Annotated in this window: 14 protein-coding genes and 1 pseudogene; 5 read left to right on the forward strand and 10 right to left on the reverse strand. The window is 72.6% G+C overall.

All coding sequences use genetic code 11. The annotated features are described in order from the left end of the window. Positions 1–57: 57 nt before the first annotated feature. The gene (locus HTV45_RS17240; protein WP_215206678.1) at positions 58–507 is read left to right on the forward strand and encodes a nitroreductase family deazaflavin-dependent oxidoreductase; all 450 of its coding nucleotides are present in this window, start codon (positions 58–60) and stop codon (positions 505–507) included. On the opposite strand, the gene HTV45_RS17245 is transcribed toward HTV45_RS17240, so the two are convergent. After that, positions 491–1729: a geranylgeranyl reductase family protein gene (locus HTV45_RS17245; RefSeq protein ID WP_215206679.1), complete on the reverse strand. Its 1239-nt coding sequence runs from the start codon at positions 1727–1729 to the stop codon at positions 491–493. The two genes, HTV45_RS17240 and HTV45_RS17245, sit on opposite strands and share 17 nt — an antisense overlap. Before the next feature lie 194 nt (positions 1730–1923). Here HTV45_RS17245 and HTV45_RS17250 point away from each other — a divergent pair, with 194 nt between their 5' ends. After that, on the forward strand, positions 1924–3285 hold the full coding sequence (locus HTV45_RS17250; protein ID WP_215206680.1) for a dipeptidase: 1362 nt from the start codon (positions 1924–1926) through the stop codon (positions 3283–3285). Positions 3286–3529: 244 nt separating this feature from the next. On the opposite strand, the pseudogene HTV45_RS35045 reads toward HTV45_RS17250, so the two are convergent. The 4 genes and pseudogenes from HTV45_RS35045 to HTV45_RS17265 all read right to left on the reverse strand — a co-directional run. Next, positions 3530–3649, reverse strand: a pseudogene (locus HTV45_RS35045) (short-chain dehydrogenase); the annotation flags it as partial. 42 nt (positions 3650–3691) lie between these two features. Beyond that, positions 3692–4732 (reverse strand): NUDIX hydrolase, encoded by a 1041-nt coding sequence (locus tag HTV45_RS17255; RefSeq protein WP_215206681.1) that lies wholly within the window; start codon positions 4730–4732, stop codon positions 3692–3694. A 143-nt stretch (positions 4733–4875) separates the two neighbouring features. After that, positions 4876–5070, reverse strand: a complete 195-nt coding sequence (locus tag HTV45_RS17260; protein ID WP_215206682.1) for a hypothetical protein — start codon at positions 5068–5070, stop codon at positions 4876–4878. Between the two features lie 79 nt (positions 5071–5149). Next, positions 5150–6103 carry an ROK family protein gene (locus HTV45_RS17265; RefSeq protein WP_215206683.1) on the reverse strand — a complete coding sequence of 318 codons (954 nt, stop codon included), beginning with the start codon at positions 6101–6103 and terminating at the stop codon, positions 5150–5152. Positions 6104–6299: 196 nt separating this feature from the next. On the opposite strand from HTV45_RS17265, the gene HTV45_RS17270 reads away from it, so the two are divergent. Next, on the forward strand, positions 6300–7397 hold the full coding sequence (locus HTV45_RS17270) for a LacI family DNA-binding transcriptional regulator (RefSeq protein WP_215206684.1): 1098 nt from the start codon (positions 6300–6302) through the stop codon (positions 7395–7397). 258 nt (positions 7398–7655) lie between these two features. Here HTV45_RS17270 and HTV45_RS17275 read toward each other — a convergent pair whose 3' ends face one another. Beyond that, entirely contained in the window at positions 7656–7943 is a 288-nt protein-coding gene (locus HTV45_RS17275; RefSeq protein WP_215206685.1) for a hypothetical protein, read from the reverse strand. A gap of 155 nt (positions 7944–8098) precedes the next feature. Between HTV45_RS17275 and HTV45_RS17280 the strand changes: the two genes are divergently transcribed. Then, positions 8099–8461, forward strand: a complete 363-nt coding sequence (locus HTV45_RS17280) for a hypothetical protein (protein ID WP_215206686.1) — start codon at positions 8099–8101, stop codon at positions 8459–8461. 54 nt (positions 8462–8515) lie between these two features. On the opposite strand, the gene HTV45_RS17285 is transcribed toward HTV45_RS17280, so the two are convergent. The 4 genes from HTV45_RS17285 to HTV45_RS17300 form a co-directional block, all read right to left on the reverse strand. Next, positions 8516–8797 carry a hypothetical protein gene (locus tag HTV45_RS17285; protein WP_215206687.1) on the reverse strand — a complete coding sequence of 94 codons (282 nt, stop codon included), beginning with the start codon at positions 8795–8797 and terminating at the stop codon, positions 8516–8518. A 129-nt stretch (positions 8798–8926) separates the two neighbouring features. Continuing rightward, entirely contained in the window at positions 8927–9166 is a 240-nt protein-coding gene (locus tag HTV45_RS17290; RefSeq protein WP_215206688.1) for a helix-turn-helix transcriptional regulator, read from the reverse strand. Continuing rightward, the gene (locus tag HTV45_RS17295; RefSeq protein WP_215206689.1) at positions 9166–9663 is read right to left on the reverse strand and encodes a DUF2975 domain-containing protein; all 498 of its coding nucleotides are present in this window, start codon (positions 9661–9663) and stop codon (positions 9166–9168) included. Before HTV45_RS17295 ends, HTV45_RS17290 begins: the two co-directional genes overlap by 1 nt. 81 nt (positions 9664–9744) lie before the next feature. Further along, positions 9745–11049: an aldolase/citrate lyase family protein gene (locus HTV45_RS17300; RefSeq protein ID WP_215206690.1), complete on the reverse strand. Its 1305-nt coding sequence runs from the start codon at positions 11047–11049 to the stop codon at positions 9745–9747. 178 nt (positions 11050–11227) lie between these two features. Here HTV45_RS17300 and HTV45_RS17305 point away from each other — a divergent pair, with 178 nt between their 5' ends. Next, on the forward strand, positions 11228–12130 hold the full coding sequence (locus HTV45_RS17305; protein WP_215206691.1) for an endonuclease/exonuclease/phosphatase family protein: 903 nt from the start codon (positions 11228–11230) through the stop codon (positions 12128–12130). Positions 12131–12384: the final 254 nt, after the last annotated feature.

Genomic DNA, 12384 nt, shown 5'->3' on the forward strand with positions numbered 1-12384 from the left:
TCTCCGCAACCCGCCCCACCGCCCACGCCCGCCCCACACACTCCAACGGGGGTCCTCATGTCCACCCACGTCAAGAAGCCCGGCTGGCTGACCGTCAACGTGCTCAACCGTCTCGTCGCCTGGCTGACCCGGCGCGGCCTCAGTGTCTGGGGTTCCCGCGTCCTCGCTGTCCGCGGCCGCAAGAGCGGCCAATGGCGGACGACTCCGGTCAACCTCCTCGTCGTCGAGGGCCGGCAGTACCTGGTGGCGCCGCGCGGCCACGTCCAGTGGACCCACAACATGCGCGCGGCCGGCGGCGGCGAGCTGCGGCTCGGCAGGAACGTCGAGGTCTTCACCGCCGAGGAGGTGGCCGACGACGACAAGCCGCCGCTGCTGCGCGCCTACCTCAAGCGGTGGAAGGCCGAGGTCGGGGTCTTCTTCAACGGGGTCGGCCCCGACTCCTCCGACGGTGAACTGCGCCACGTCGCCCCCGACCACCCGGTCTTCCGGATCACGGTCGAGGACTGACCTCGTCGTCCGCCGGACGCCGGTCCAGCGCCAGGAGGGCACGGTGGGCCAGCGGGTGGGTACGGACCAGTTCGCCGAGTGTGGTCGAGCCCTGGGTGATGTCCTTGAACGCCTTCCAGGCCGGGCGGAATCCGGTGAGGACCGCGTGGAACACCCCGGGCCGCCGCTCGAACGCCGCCAGCATCCGCTTGCCGACGCTCATCTCCACGCCGAGGCCGGCCTTGACGGCGAAAGCGTAGTTCAGCGCCTGGCGGCGCGCGTCCACGGCATCGTGGGCCTCGGCGAGCCGCACCGCCCACTCCCCCGCCAGCCGGCCGGAGCGCAGCGCGAACGAGATGCCTTCGCGGGTCCACGGCTCCAGCAGTCCGGCCGCGTCCCCGCAGACCAGCACCCGGCCGCGCGACAGCGGCGAGTCGTCGGCGCGGCAGCGGGTCAAGTGCCCGGAGGAGATACTCGGTTCGAAGCCGGCGAGACCGAGCCGCCCGATGAAGTCCTCCAGGTACCGCTTGGTCGCGGCGCCTTCACCGCGACGGGAGATCACCCCGACGGTCAGCGTGTCGCCCTTGGGGAAGACCCAGCCGTAACTGCCGGGCATGGGGCCCCAGTCGATGAGCACCCGCCCCTTCCAGTCCTCGGCGACGGTCTCCGGGACCGGGATCTCCGCCTCCAGGCCCAGATCGACCTGGTCCAGCTTGACCCCGACGTGCGCTCCTATGCGGCCCGCGCTGCCGTCGGCGCCGATCACGGCCCGCGCCAGCACCGTCTCACCGCCCTGCAGGACGACGGCGACCGTGCGCCGGTCCGGTACGGCCGAGCCGTGCTGCTCCACCCGCTGCACGGCCACGCCGGTGCGCAGTTCGGCACCCGCCTTCTGCGCGTGTTCCACCAGTTGCTGGTCGAACTCGGGCCGGTTGATCAGACCGAACATCATCTGGCGGGAGCGCCGGGTGCGGCTGAAACGGCCGTTCTGGGAGAACGTCACCGCGTGCACCCGGTCCTTGAAGGGAAGGTCGAAGCCGGGTGGGAGCGAGTCGCGAGAGGGGCCGATGATGCCGCCGCCGCACGTTTTGTAGCGTGGCAGTTCCGCCTTCTCCAGCAACAGCACACGCCGCCCCGCGACCGCCGCCGCATAGGCGGCCGAGGCCCCCGCGGGTCCCGCGCCCACCACGACGACGTCCCACACCTGCCGCACGTCGTCCGCCGAAGAGTTCTCGCTGCTCACGATGGTCTACTGCTCCCGATTCAGCCGCCTGCCGCCGATGTCCTCCCGCATCCTACGGCGGCGGTCGTCCGGGGCCACTGTGGGAGGATCAGCGGCGTAAGTGCCCCGTACACGGGACCTCACGCACACCGCACGATCATCGCGTACACGGAAGTACGCACCCGTACAACGTCGCACCCACAAGGAGCGTGCCCATGTCGTCGAATCCGGTCGCCGCGACCGTCGCCTCGCTGATCCCCAGGGCGAAGGAGGAGCTCACCGAGCTGGTGGCCTTCAAGTCGGTGGCGGACTTCGGTCAGTTCCCGCGGGCCGAGAGCGAGGGCGCGGCACGCTGGATCGCCGACGCGCTCACCGCCGAGGGCTTCGAGGACGTGGCTCTGCTCGACACGCCGGACGGCACGCAGTCGGTGTACGGCTACCTGCCCGGCCCCGAGGGCGCCAAGACCGTACTGCTGTACGCGCACTACGACGTGCAGCCGCCGCTGGACGAGTCCGGCTGGGACACCCCGCCCTTCGAGCTGACCGAGCGTGACGGCCGCTGGTACGGACGCGGGACCGCCGACTGCAAGGGTGGTGTGCTCCTGCACCTGCTGGCGCTGCGCGCGCTGAAGGCCGACGGCGGCGTCCCCGTGCATGTCAAGGTGATCATCGAGGGCTCGGAGGAGCAGGGCACCGGCGGCCTGGAGCGGTACGCCGAGGAGCACCCCGACCTGCTGGCGGCCGACGCCATCGTGATCGGTGACGCGGGCAACTTCCGTGCCGGTCTGCCGACGGTCACCTCGACGCTGCGCGGCATGACGCTGGTCCGGGTGCGGATCGACACCCTGGAGGGCAATCTGCACTCCGGTCAGTTCGGCGGGGCCGCCCCGGACGCGCTGGCCGCGCTGGTGCGGGTACTGGACTCGCTGCGCGCCGAGGACGGCACCACGACCGTGGACGGGCTGACCGGCGACGGCGCGTGGGACGGACTGCCGTACGGCGATGCCCGGTTCCGCGCGGACGCCAAGGTGCTCGACGGTGTGGAGCTGATCGGCTCCGGCACGGTCGCCGACCGCGTCTGGGCGCGCCCCGCGGTCACCGTGCTCGGCATCGACTGCCCGCCGGTGGTCGGCGCCACGCCGTCCGTGCAGGCGAGTGCCGGCGCGCTGATCAGCCTGCGGGTGCCGCCGGGTGTCGACGCGGCCGACGCGACGAAGCTTCTCCTGGCCCACCTGGAGGCGCACACCCCGTGGGGGGCGCGGCTGAGCAGCGAGCAGGTCGGTCAGGGCCAGGCGTTCCGCGCGGACACCACCAGCCCGGCCTACCGGGCCATGGCCGACGCGATGGCGGTGGCGTACCCGGGGCAGCAGATGAGTTACGCCGGCCAGGGCGGTTCGATCCCGTTGTGCAACACCCTCGCCGTCCTCTATCCGAAGGCGGAGATCCTGCTGATCGGGCTGAGCGAGCCGGAGGCGCGGATCCACGCGGTGAACGAGAGCGTGTCGCCGGACGAGTTGGAGCGGCTGTCGGTCGCCGAGGCGCTGTTCCTGCGCAACTACGCGTCCGGCGCGCACTGACCGGCAGCGGTTCGCCGCTCCGCCCACGGCCGCATCCTCGTCCCCGCTCTCGTCCAGGGGCGGGCTCCGCCCTGACGACCGGCTTCACCCTTGAGGCCAGATGGTTCGCCACGCCCGGCCCCGCGCCCACGCTCGGCCCCATTGCCCACGCTCGGCCGGGGCACCCGCTCCCGGCCGTACGCCGTCAGGCAGACGGCGTACGACCGGAAAGCGGTCAGGCGGAGGCTCCGCCGCCGTCGACCAGGTCGCCGCCCGGCGGCAGCGACCTGGTGGTGGCGGACGGGCCGGGGCTGACGGTGTCGATGCGGATCCCGTCGGCGGTGTGGTGCAGGGCGGCAGCCCGGGTCAGGACGGCAGCCCGGGTCAGGGCGGGATCCAGGCGGCTGCGGCCACGGCGGCTCCCCTGTCAGCCGACGGGCACTCCGGCCTCCAGGTACATCGCCTTCCCGCGTTCCCGTGCCCGCAGCGCCCTGCGCAGCCGTTCGTAGCGGACCGGCGGAAGCAGTTCCGCGGCCTCGGCCTCGGAGACGAAGCGCCAGCCACGCAGTTCCGGTCCGGGCAGCGACAGCCGTCCGGTGTCCGCGGAGTCGAGGCGTCCGCCGTCGAAGAGGAGCCGGAGGCCGCCGAATCCGGGCGGTGCGGGCGGCTCCCAGTCGACGACGAGGAGCGCCGGCACGTCATCGAGGCGGATTCCGGTCTCCTCGGCGACCTCGCGCATTCCGGCGCGTGCGGGGGCCTCACCGCGTTCGACCACTCCGCCGGGGAACTCCCAGCCGGCTTTGTAGGTCGGGTCGACGAGCAGCACCCGGTCCTGCTCGTCGAAGAGGAGCACACCGGCGGCGACCGTCTCCGCGGTGGGCTCGGGTGTCTGCACGATGTCGCAGGCGGGGACCGCCCCGCTGCCGACCGCCTCGGCGATCCTCAGGGCGGTGTCGTACGGCGTCAGGTGTCCACTGTCGACCGGGTAGGCGTCGGCGGTGAGCCAGCCGGCCAGGGCCGCCTTGTACGGCTCTATGTGGTCGTACGCCCACTGGCGGACGCGTATCTCCCCGTCGGGAAGGTCCGGTGGGATCTCGCGGGCGGCTATGCGCTTGCGCAGGATCGTTTCCGCCGGAGTGAGGAGAACGTGGCTGACCGGTATCCGGCGGGCGGCGAGACCGCCGAGGATCTCGTCGCGGTAGTCCTGGCGCAACAGGGTCATGGGGACGACGAGGGTCCCGCCGAGCTCGGCGAGCATCGCGGCCGCCGTGTCGATCACGAGTCGTCGCCAGATCGGGAGGTCCTGGAAGTCGGCGACCTCGGCGAGGCGTTTGGGCGGCAGGAGCCTTTCCAGCGCTCCGCCGATGACCTCGGGGTCGAAGAGCGTGCTGTTCGGGATCAGCTCGATCAGTTCACGCGCGGTGGTGGTCTTTCCCGCCCCGAACGCGCCGTTGATCCAGACGATCACGGTTCCCCCTCTTCTGTTGGCCCCCTGTGGCTTGCCCGCTCCACCCTGCCACGGAAACCAGCTCCAGTTGAGAACGCGTGACAGCGGCGCCGGCCCCCTGCGCCAAGGGGTACCGGCGCCGCAGGGCTCCGCGGCGGGAGCCGTCAGTCCTTGTCCTGCTGGGCGACGTCCAGCTCCAGCGTGTTGTTCTCGCCGACGGTCCGGTCGAGGGAGCTGAGCGTGTCCTCGACGTCGAGACCACCGAAGACGGTGTCACCGAGCGCGTGGGACGGAGTGACCGCCGCGACGACGAAACCGGTGGCGAGGGAGGCGATGGCGAGCATGCTGCGCTTCTTCATACCCGGCTCAACTGTGCGGACCGCCCCGGGGTCACGCCCCGCTTCGCGGATCACCGCCCACCGTGCCTGCCGCGTCCTCTCACACCCCCGCGACCGCGGCGTCCGGCCGGGCGGCCAGAGCCGCCGCCGCGGCGCCCACCAGGCCGGCGTCGGTGCCCATCTGCGCCGGGGTCACCCCGAGGCGCTGGACGAAGGAGAGGGTGGCGTATTCGGTGAGCGCCCTGCGCAGGGGCGCGAAGAGGACCTCGCCCGCCTTGCCCACGCCCCCGCCGATCACCGCTATGTCGATCTCCACGAGCGTCGCGGTCGCCGCGATACCGGCCGCCAGCGCCCTGGCCGCCCGCTCGAAGGACGCCACGGCCACCGGGTCACCGGCCCGGGCGGCGGCGGCCACGGCGGCGGCGGAGGTGTCACCGTCCGGGCCGGGCAGCCAGCCGTTGTCCAGGGCGCGGCGGGCGATGTTGGGGCCGCTGGCGATGCGCTCCACACAGCCGCGCGCGCCGCAGGGGCACGGGTCGCCGTCGAGGTCGACGCTGATGTGGCCGATGTGGCCGGAGTTCCCGGTGGGCCCGGGGTGCAGCCGGCCGCCGAGCACCAGTCCGCCGCCGACCCCGGTGGAGACCACCATGCACAGCGCGTTGTCGTGGCCGCGCGCGGCGCCCTGCCAGTGTTCGGCGGCGGTGATGGCCACCCCGTCGCCGATCAGTTCCACGGAGAGTCCCCCGGTCGCGTCACGGACCCGGGAGACGAGCGGGTAGTCCCGCCAGCCCGGCACGTTCACGGGGCTCACGGTACCCGCGGAGGCGTCCACGGGGCCGGCGCTGCCGATGCCCACGGCGCCCGCGCACCGCCACAGGTCGGATGCCGCGAGTTCGCCCAGCACCGCCTCGACCACGCGCATGACGTTCTCCCCGCTCTCCCGCGCGGGCGTCGGCCGCTGGGCGCGGACCAGGATCCGGCCCTGGCCGTCGACCAACGCGCCCGCGATCTTGGTTCCGCCGATATCGAGCGCGGCCACGAGGTCGGTGTGCATCAGTGTCGGATCTCCCCGTCAGGACTTCAGAAAACCGCCGAGAACGACCATGCGCGACCACGAGGCAACACATGGACCGCGGACCCCGGCCCGGTCGGTCGATGACATGGGGCCGGAGTGCGCGTCGGACAGTCTCTCCCGACGCTGACAACGTTGTCCAGGCTCTATGCTCGACGCCACATCCTCATACAACCCCATGGACCTACGCACCCCCGTGGACGACAGGACAGGACACCGCACCGTGCCGGAGACGACCCGACGCACCGAACGCCGCCTCCCGGGCACCCGCTACGGCAACCGTCCGACGATGAAAGACGTGGCCGCCCGCGCCGGCGTCGGCCTCAAGACGGTCTCCCGGGTGGTCAACGGCGAGCCCGGGGTCACGCCGGAGACGGAGCGCCGGGTCCAGGAGGCGATCGACGCGCTCGGCTTCCGCCGCAACGACAGCGCCCGGGTCCTGCGCAAGGGCAGCACCGCCAGCATCGGTCTGGTCCTGGAGGACCTGGCGGACCCGTTCTACGGGCCGCTGAGCCGGGCGGTCGAGGAGGTCGCCCGTGCGCACGGCGCGCTGCTGATCAACGGCTCCAGCGCGGAGGACCCCGACCGTGAGCAGGAGCTGGTGCTGGCGCTGTGCGCCCGGCGGGTGGACGGGCTGGTGGTGATCCCGGCCGGAGACGACCACCGCTATCTGGAACCGGAGCTCAAGGCGGGGGTCGCCACCGTGTTCGTGGACCGTCCGGCGGGGCACATCGACGCGGACGTCGTCGTGTCGGACAACTTCGGCGGGGCACGGGACGGCGTCGGCCATCTGATCGCCCACGGGCACCGCAGGATCGGCTTCATCGGCGACATGCCCCGGATCCACACGGCGGCCGAGCGGCTGCGCGGCTACCGGACCGCCATGGAGGACGCCGGGATACCCGTGGAGGGCTCCTGGATGTCACTGGGTGTCACCGATCCGGAGCGGGTACGCCGGGCGGCCCGGGACATGCTGGCGGGCCCGGAGCCGGTCACCGCGATCTTCACGGGCAACAACCGGGTGACGGTCACCGTGATCCGGGTGCTGGCCGAGCACGCCCGTCCGGTGGCCCTGGTCGGCTTCGACGACATCGAGCTCGCCGATCTGCTGCGGCCGGGTGTCACGGTGGTCGCCCAGGACGCGGCGGCCCTCGGCCGGACCGCGGCCGAGCGGCTGTTCCGCCAGCTGGACGGCACGCTGCTCGCCCCGGAGCGCATCGAGCTCCCCACCCGGCTGATCACCCGCGGCTCCGGGGAGCTGCCCCCGGCGCACTGAGCGGGCGACGGCCGGCGTCGGGAAGCGCGCCCTGCGGGCACCGGACCTCGACACGCGGCCCCGCGCGCACCCGCCGCCGTATCCGGGCGCGTGGCCCCCGAAACCGGCGCCGCTCCACGGAAACCGGCGCCGCTCCGCGGGGACCGGCACGGCGTAGTCACGGACTGTGGTACCGACCGGGATGTTGCGGAGGGCCAGGTTGTTTCGCGAGCGGGCGCGCCGGCGGTGACGGCGTCGCAGGCGACCGCGGGAGCGCGCTCAAGGGGTGTCCGGCGCTGCCCTCTCGTCGCGCTCGCCCCGGAATTGTCCGGCGGACGTGCGCCTGCCCTGGCGGAAGGCGGCGAGACCGGCGTCGAAACCCGTCGCGGACCCCACGAACAGGACCGACTCGTCGATCCCCACGAGGATGCTTCCCGAGCCCCGGACCCCGGCCGGCCAGACACAGACTCCGAGTCCGTCGGGCAGCTCCCGTACCCCGAGCTCTCCGTCCGTGCCGATCCTCCGGAAGAGTGTCGCGGCCACACGAGCCAAACGGTCGACGTCCATGCCGCCCTCCTTCCTCCCCCATGCGGACCTCTGCGGACCCCCCTGCGGAACGCACGCGGAGCGTACACTCCCGCACGGACCGGGCCGGCGGCCTGAACGGCGTCACCCGCTGGTCCGTGCACCGCGCCGTCCGCCTCCTCACGAGGGGTCCTGTCATGCATGCCACCACGGCCCTGTTCGTCGAGACCGTCGCCTCGCTGTCCCCCGCCACGCTCGCCGACGTCTTCGATCACACCCTCCGCCTGCGTCGGCGGGGCGGCCGTGAGGCGAGCCGTGCTCTCCGGCTCTCCGCGTCGGAGCATTCCGCGATCGACCACGCGGTCAGGTCGGCGCTGCTTCCGCGCGCCGGGGAACTCGACGCGTACCGCGCCGGACTCTTCTCGGACGCCCTGTCCCTCTGCGTGATCGGGGCCAGGTCCGTGGCGAAGCCCGCGATGCTCACCCGGGAGCAGTACGCGCTGCTCACCGGTCCGTTCACGGCGGTCGGAGTCGACGTCCCCGACCACGTCGCCGGCTAGAGCGCGGCGACCGCGCCGGTGGGCGGGACGCCGCGGAGGACCGGCTGGGCCTGCTCACGCCGGGACGGGACCGATCCCGGTGATCGTCAGGGTCCAGTAGCGGCCCGCGTACGAGACGTTCACGACGCCGCGCCCCTCCCGCCCGTCCGCGAGCCGGATGGTACTGACGCCGGCCGCCCCGACCCGCTCGACGAATCCGGGCGGTTCGATCTCGAACGAGACGGAACCGGACCAGGAGCCGCCGTCGCCCGGAGACTGCCCGGTCAGCCGCACTCCTGGGAAATGGACGCCGTCGATCGTGGCAGTCCCTGCGTAACCGAATCGCTCTGCGGTCATGCCGTCATCATCCTTTCCGCGGCCAGGGAGTGCCGAGTGTCCGCCATGACCGGGCGGGCCGCATGGCGAGACGCGGCCCTCACCGGCGCCCCGGATCCGTGAAGCACCGGCCGTGGGAGGGCGTACGGCTCAGGCGGAGCGGACGGCGGAAGCGGTCGGGGCCTCCTCGGGCTCGAAGCGCAGCAGGTCGCCGGGCTGGCATTCGAGCACCTCGCAGAGCGCGGCGAGGGTCGTGAAGCGTACCGCCTTGGCGCGGCCGTTCTTGAGCACGGCGAGGTTGGCCGGAGTGATGCCCACGCGTTCGGCGAGTTCCCCCACGGACATCTTCCGCCTGGCCAGCATCACGTCGATGTCGACGGCGATCGGCATCAGATCACCTCGGCCAGTTCCGCCCGCATCAGCGACGCCTCGACGTCGCGTGCGACGGCTTGCGCCAGCAGCATCCGCAGGACGAGGACGATGAGCGCGATCCCCAGGACCGCCAGCCCCGCCCCGCCGACCAGGAGCACGACGCCGGGGGCAACGGCCTCGCCCGGTGCCAGGAGCGCGCCCAGCGCGAACACCAGCAGGGCGGCGGCGACGAACGCGCCGAGCACGATGTGCACGTAGCGGAACGCGGCGTGGGAGAAGACCGTCCCCTGCCGGGCCATCGTCACCAGCCGCCAGACGCAGACCAGGACGGTCTCGGCCGTCAGCACGATGAGGACCACGACGAGCAGGAGCGGGACGCGCAGGTAGGAGTACTCCTCGGCCAGCCCTTCGAGGTCGCTCGCCAGCAGCGGCACCAGCACAGCCTGCACCCCCAGCGAACCCGCCAGCAGTGCCACGATCACGGCACGCAGTGCGAGTACGGTCAGTCGTCCCATCGCCCCTCCTTCACCCGAACCACGATGGAAATCTATCGAAATTCGATAGGCGAGGCAAATGTGCGGGCCCCTGGAACCGGACTACCGGCCGGAGACCGTCCTGCCGCCCCGCCCGGGCACGGCGAAGCCCTCCAGGTCCGCGCGGGTCAGGCCGGCCGCCCGGGCGACCTCGGCACCGTCCAGGGCTCCGCAGTCCAGGCCGCGCAGGAGGTATCCGGAGAGGGCCCTGGCGGTGGCGGGCTCGTCCATGACGTCCCCGCCGGCCCGGCCGGCGTACCGGGCGAGGCGGCCGGCGGCCCGCTCGAAGCCCTCGCGGTAGAAGGCGAAGACGGCCGCGTACCGGGTGGGGAGGTGGCCTGGATGCATGTCCCATCCCTGATAGTAGGCGCGGGCGAGGGCGCGGCGGGTGAGTCCGTAGTGCAGGCGCCAGGCGTCGTGCACCTTCGCGGTGGGCCCTACCGGCAGGACGTTGGTGGAGCCGTCCGAGAGGCGTACGCCGGTACCCGCGGCGGCGACCTGCATGACGGCCTTGGCGTGGTCGGCGGCCGGGTGGTCGCTCGCCTGGTGCGCGGCGGAGACGCCGAGGCAGGCGCTGTAGTCGAAGGTGCCGTAGTGCAGCCCGGTGGCACGGCCCCCGGCGGCCTGGATCATGCGGGCGACGGCGGCGGTGCCGTCGGCGGCGAGGATCGACTGGCTGGTCTCGATCTGGATCTCGAAGCCGATCCGGCCGGGCGCCAGACCGTGCGCCTCCTCGAAGGCACCGAGGAGCCGGGCCATGGCGGTGACCTGCTCGGGACAGGTGACCTTGGGGAGGGTCAGGACCAGCCCGGAGGGCAGGCCCCCGGCCCTGATCAGTCCGGTGAGGAAGATGTCGAGGGTGCGGATGCCCCGCTCGCGTACGGCGGCCTCCAGGCACTTCATGCGGATGCCCGCGTACGGAGCCGCGGCGCCCGCCGCGTATGCCTCGGCGACCAGCCGTGCCGCGCGGGCCGCGTCCTCGTCCTCCTCGGCGTCGGGGCGGACGCCGTAGCCGTCCTCGAAGTCGACGCGCAGATCCTCCACCGGCTCGCGCTCCAGCTTGGCGCGGACACGGCCGTACACCTCCTCGGCCGACGCGCGGTCCAGCCCCAGGACGGCGGCGAAGGAGGCGGCGTCCGGGGCGTGTTCGTCGAGCGCGGCGAGGGCCCGGTCGCCCCAGGTGCGGACGGTGTCCCCGGCGAGGACGTCGCCGGGGACGTAGACGGTGTGGACGGGCTGGCGGGTACCGGGGTCTCCGGGGTAGCGGCGCTCCAGTTCGGCGTCGACGGGCGCGAGGGAGGCGCCGATCTCCTCGGTGACGGCTCGCGCGAGACTCGTCGCCACCCGCTCCTGCCGCTCCTGAGCCATGCCGCAGCCTCCCGGTTTCCGTGATGCGGAATCAACAATTCGTTGAATGAAGTTATCCGGCGGCCTTCCCGGCGGTCAACACCGGCGACACCGCGGGCGGCCCCGCGCTCCCACCGCGGAGATATGGGTCACCCACCGCCCTCTCGCCATGCTCACGTCCATCTGGCACCGTGTGGGTGTGCCGACTCCCCGCCGCGTCACACGCCGTCCGGTGCTCAAGAGCGCGCTCGCCGCCTCCGCCGCCCTTCCGCTGTCCAGTACAGCACTCTCCTCCGAGCGGGCCTCGGCGCACGAACGCCCGGACGGCCGGCTGGACGTCATGTCGTTCAACCTGCGGTACGCGAGCACCGCCGAGCCTCACAGCTGGGCCGTCCGAAGACCCGTGATGCGGCGGCTGCTGCGCCGCGAGCGGCCGCACGTCCTCGGCACCCAGGAGGGCCTGTACCGGCAGCTCCACGACATCGAGGCCGATCTGGGGCCGGCTTACGACTGGACCGGCACCGGACGGGCTGGCGGCAGCCGGGACGAGTTCATGGCGGTCTTCCACGACACCCGGCGGCTCGTCCCGCTGGAGTACGACCACTTCTGGCTCTCCGACACCCCGGATGTGATCGCCTCGAACACCTGGGGGAACGGGTCCGTCCGCATGGTCACCTGGGTCCGCTTCCGTGACCTGGGCGCCGGCGGCCGGGAGTTCTGCCTCCTCGACACCCATCTGGACAACGTCAGCCAGTACGCGCGGGAGCGGGCCGCCGCACTCATCGCCGAACGCGTCGGCGGACTCGCCCGCGTGCTGCCGGTGATCGTCACGGGCGACTTCAATGTGGCGGCCGGTTCCGACCCGGTGTACGACACGATGCTGGGCGCCGGGCTCGTCGACACCTGGGACGCCGCCGCCGAGCGCGGGGAGGCGTACGGGACGTTCCACGGGTATCTGCCCCCGGTGCCGGACGGGGCACGCATCGACTGGATCCTGGTCACGCCGGGTGCCACGGTGCACCGGGCGTCCGTCAGCACCTTCGCGGTGGGCGGACAGTTCCCGAGCGACCATCTGCCGGTGCTGGCCACCCTGTCACTGTGACACGCCGAGGCCCCCGCGACCGGTGCTTGGGTTCTAACGGTCCTCGCAACACCCGCGATCTGTGGGAGTTGCGAGGACCGTGGCCGTTGGATGCGATGATCTTGCGGGGCTGCGGGAGCGTTTCCTTGCGCGGCTGGATGCCGTGGGGAACGTGACCGTGGTGGCACGTGAGCTGGGGGTGAACCGGAACACTGCATTCGGCTGGGCGTGGAAGGCCGGACTGCGTTCGCAGCGTCGGCGGCACCCCGGGCGCG

Source organism: Streptomyces sp. CHD11 (assembly GCF_018638295.1).
In the GTDB taxonomy this organism is placed as follows: Bacteria; Actinomycetota; Actinomycetes; order Streptomycetales; family Streptomycetaceae; genus Streptomyces.

Excerpts from the sequence above, each read along its gene's own strand:
- HTV45_RS17285 (WP_215206687.1), bottom strand. The coding sequence starts at position 8,797 with ATGACCGCAGAGCGATTCGGTTACGCAGGGACTGCCACGATCGACGGC.
- HTV45_RS17295 (WP_215206689.1), bottom strand. The coding sequence starts at position 9,663 with ATGGGACGACTGACCGTACTCGCACTGCGTGCCGTGATCGTGGCACTG.
- HTV45_RS17240 (WP_215206678.1), top strand. The coding sequence starts at position 58 with ATGTCCACCCACGTCAAGAAGCCCGGCTGGCTGACCGTCAACGTGCTC.
- HTV45_RS17270 (WP_215206684.1), top strand. The coding sequence starts at position 6,300 with ATGGACCTACGCACCCCCGTGGACGACAGGACAGGACACCGCACCGTG.
- HTV45_RS17290 (WP_215206688.1), bottom strand. The coding sequence starts at position 9,166 with ATGCCGATCGCCGTCGACATCGACGTGATGCTGGCCAGGCGGAAGATG.
- HTV45_RS17265 (WP_215206683.1), bottom strand. The coding sequence starts at position 6,103 with ATGCACACCGACCTCGTGGCCGCGCTCGATATCGGCGGAACCAAGATC.
- HTV45_RS17260 (WP_215206682.1), bottom strand. The coding sequence starts at position 5,070 with ATGAAGAAGCGCAGCATGCTCGCCATCGCCTCCCTCGCCACCGGTTTC.
- HTV45_RS17250 (WP_215206680.1), top strand. The coding sequence starts at position 1,924 with ATGTCGTCGAATCCGGTCGCCGCGACCGTCGCCTCGCTGATCCCCAGG.
- HTV45_RS17280 (WP_215206686.1), top strand. The coding sequence starts at position 8,099 with ATGCATGCCACCACGGCCCTGTTCGTCGAGACCGTCGCCTCGCTGTCC.
- HTV45_RS17300 (WP_215206690.1), bottom strand. The coding sequence starts at position 11,049 with ATGGCTCAGGAGCGGCAGGAGCGGGTGGCGACGAGTCTCGCGCGAGCC.
- HTV45_RS17275 (WP_215206685.1), bottom strand. The coding sequence starts at position 7,943 with ATGGACGTCGACCGTTTGGCTCGTGTGGCCGCGACACTCTTCCGGAGG.